Annotated in this window: 2 protein-coding genes; one reads left to right on the top strand and one right to left on the bottom strand. The window is 76.5% G+C overall.

What is annotated here, in order from left to right; translation table 11 throughout:
• Positions 1-2,443, top strand: a 2,443-nt coding sequence (locus KIK08_RS38160; RefSeq protein ID WP_214408182.1) for an ATP-binding protein, incomplete at its 5' end; no start/stop codon positions are given.
• Between the two features lie 52 nt (positions 2,444-2,495).
• On the opposite strand, the gene KIK08_RS38155 is transcribed toward KIK08_RS38160, so the two are convergent.
• Entirely contained in the window at positions 2,496-3,341 is an 846-nt protein-coding gene (locus KIK08_RS38155) for an ABC transporter permease (protein ID WP_214408181.1), read from the bottom strand.
• Positions 3,342-3,468: the final 127 nt, after the last annotated feature.

The raw sequence follows: 3,468 nt of genomic DNA, 5'->3' as shown, positions 1-3,468 counted from the left end.
CGCCGTCCGGCCGGCGCCGGCCCCGCCGCGCAGCGCGGCGCCGCAGACGGCACCCCCGAGCGTCGGGACGGTCGCGCTGACCAGCTTCATCGGCCGCGACGGCGACCTCGGCCGCATCCACACCCTGCTCACCGAGCACCGGCTCGTCACGCTGATCGGCCCGGGCGGGGCCGGCAAGACGCGGCTCGCCCGGGAAGCGGTGGCCGACGCGGACGGCGCGCGCGTCGTCGTCGCCGAGTTGGCCGCGCTCACCGCGCCCGACCAGCTGCCCGCGGCCCTGCTGTCGGCGGCCGGCCGGGCCGCGCTGGTGCGCGTGCAACCGGAGGAGACCGCGCCCGACACCATGGAGCGCCTGCTCGCCGCGCTGGGCGGGCCGCGGGCCGTGCTCGTCCTGGACAACTGCGAGCACCTCGTCGACGGCGCCGCCAGGCTCACCGCGACGCTGCTGGAGGCCTGCCCCCGGCTGCGCGTGCTGGCCACCAGCCGCGAGCCGCTCGGCGTGCCCGGCGAGGTGCTGCACCCGGTCGACGCGCTGCCCCCGCGCGACGCGCTGCGGCTGTTCGCCGACCGCGGGGCCGCGGTCCGCCCCGGGTTCCGGCTCACCGACGACGTGCGCGCGGCGGCCGCGGAGGTCTGCCGCCGCCTCGACGGCCAGCCGTTGCCCATCGAGCTGGCCGCCGCCCGCCTGCGCACGCTCAGCCCGGCCGAGATCGCCGCCCGCCTCGACGACCGCTTCCGGCTGCTGACCTCCGGGGCGCGCACCGCGCTGCCCCGCCACCAGACGCTGCGCGCGGTCGTCGACTGGAGCTGGGAGCTGCTCGGCGAGCCGGAGCGCGCGGTGGCGCGGCGGTTGTCGGTGTTCGCCGGCGGCGCCACCGCCCGGGCCGCCGAGACCGTCTGCTCCGGGCCGGGCGGACCCGACCCCACCGAGGTCTTCGACCTGCTGGCCGCCCTGGTGGACAAGTCGATGGTCGTCGCGGTGACCGGCGCCGGCCCCACGCGCTACCGGATGCTGGAGACGATCCGCGAGTACGCCGGCGAGCGCCTCGACGAGGCGGGCGAGCGGAGCGCGGTCGAGGCCGCGCACGCACGGCTGTTCGTGGAGCGCGCCGAGGCGGCCGAGCCGCACCTACGCGGCGCCGAGCAGCTGGTGTGGTTGACCCGCCTGAACGACGACGCCGACGAGATCGACATCACGCTGCGGCGGGCCGTCGCGGCCGGCGACTCGGCCACCGCGAACCGGCTGGTGGCCGCGATGGCCTGGTCGTGGATGATCCGCGGGCTGTCCGACGCGACCACCCGCTGGGTGAACGCCGTCTACGCGATGACGGGGCCGGCACCGCCCGCGGCCCGCGCGCTGGCGGTCGCCTACAGCGCGCTCACCGAGCTGGGCCTCGAACGCACCGTCGGCGTCCAGGCGAAGATCAAGGAGGCGGAGCGCTGGGCCGCGCGGGCCGCCGCGCCCCGCCACCCGGTGCTCGACCTGCTCGAACCGGGCCGGCTGCTGTTCGTCGAGGACGACCCCCGCGCCGCCGAGGCGGTGGCCGCGAGCACGGCCGACCCGTGGGTCCGGGCCACCGCCCTGGCCATGCTCGGCAGCTGGGCGGGCAACGCCGGGCGCATCGGCGAGCAGCGCCGCTTCACCCGCGAGGCGCACGCCCTGTTCACCCGGGTCGGCGACCGCTTCGGCCTGGGCATGACGGTCAACCAGCTGGGCGAGCTGGAGGACTACGCCGGTCACCACGAGGCCGCCGCCCGCGCCTACGACGAGGCCGTCGCCCTGGCCACCGAGCTGCGCAACGACGAGGACCTGCCGCAGTTCATCGTCAAGCGCGCGCTGCTCGACGCCCGCCGCGGCGACCTCGCCGCCGCCCGTGCCGGCATGGACAGGGCGGTCGAGCTGGCCGGGCCCGACGCGATCTCCACCGGCCTGGTGGGGATGTTCCGCGCGCTCGTCCTGCGGCTCTCCGGCGACCTGGACGCGGCCCGCCGCGAGCTGGAGCGGGTCACCCCCTTGATCTCCGACGCCGGGGTCGGCGCCCCGCAGCGCCGGGCCTCGGTCGCGATGTCCTGGGCGGACGTCGAGCTGGCCGCCGCGGACCTGCCCGCCGCCCGCCGCCACCTGGCCGCCGCCGCCCGCTCCGCGATCGAAGGCCAGGACTCGCCGGTGAACGCGCGCGTCGCGGAGGCAGCCGCCCGGCTGGCCTTCGCCGAGGGCGACCCGGAGCGGGCGGCCACCCTGCTGGGGGTGGCCGTCGGGCAGCGCGGCGAGCCCGACCTGGGCGACCCGGAGGTGGTGGCGCTCGACGCGGCCGTGCGGCGCGCGCTCGGCGACACCGCCGCCGAGCGCGCGTTCGAGACCGGGCGCACCATGCCGCGCCCGGCCGGGCTGGAGTACGTGTCCGCCGGGGTCGCGGTCGGCGAACCCGGGCTGATCGCCTGACGACGGACGGGAGCCCGCGCCGTGGCCCGGGCTCCCGCTCCGCGTCCCGCGCTCAGGTGCGGCGCTGGTAGAGCACGACCGCCAGCGGCATGAACACCGCGGTGATCACCGCCGCGGCGATCAGCCCGGCCGTCGCCGGGCCCGCGACCGGGCCGCCGGTGAGCAGCCCGCGGGCCGCGTCCGCGACCTTGGAGACCGGGTTGACCTCGACGAACCCACGCAGCCACGACGGCATCGTGTCGGCCGGGACGAACACGTTGCTGCCGAAGGTGATCGGCAGCATGATCAGCGCGCCGATGCCCTGCACCGAGCGCGGCTCGCGGACCACCATCGCCAGCGCGGTGAACACCCAGCACAGCGCGAAGGCCAGCGCCATCACCATGCCCATGGCGGCCAGCACCTCCAGCGGGCCGCCGGAGAAGCGGAACCCGAGCACGACGCCCAGCACCAGCATGATCACGCCGGAGACCAGGTAGCGCACCAGGTCGGCGCCGATGGCGCCCAGCAGCGGGGCCGTGCGCGAGATCGGCAGGCTGCGGAACCGGTCGAAGATCCCGGTCTTGAGGTCGTCGGCCAGCGCGGTCCCGGTGCCCGCCGAGGCGAACACGATCGTCTGCACGAGCACACCGGGCAGCGCGAACTGCAGGTAGGTGGAGCTGTCGCCGGCGATCGCGCCGCCGAAGACGTAGACGAACAGCAGCAGGAAGATGACCGGCTGCAGGGTGACGTCGATCAGCGCCTCCGGCGAGCCGACCGTCTTGACCAAGCCGCGCCAGGCCAGCGTGCCGCCGTGGCGCAGCGCCGAGGGCAGCCGCCACCGGGGTTGCACCACCGCGGGCTTCCCCCCGGACGTCGTCGTGCCGGACGCGCGGGTCGTCTTCGTGGTCGTGGTGCTCATGCCGCCCTACCTTCCAGAGACGTCCCCCGTCGTCGGAGAGGATGGGGTGATGCAGGTGGAGCGAGGATGGTTTTCATGCTGGCTGCCCTCGATGGCTCAGGTGGCTTGGCCCCTCGCTCCACCGTCT

It is taken from the genome of Pseudonocardia lacus (assembly GCF_018531445.1).
In the GTDB taxonomy this organism is placed as follows: domain Bacteria; phylum Actinomycetota; class Actinomycetes; order Mycobacteriales; family Pseudonocardiaceae; genus Pseudonocardia; species Pseudonocardia lacus.
This window is presented reverse-complemented; position numbering and strand designations above follow the sequence as displayed.

What these genes read in the sequence shown, in the direction of transcription:
- KIK08_RS38155 (WP_214408181.1), bottom strand. Translation starts at nt 3,341, where the DNA reads ATGAGCACCACGACCACGAAGACGACCCGCGCGTCCGGCACGACGACG.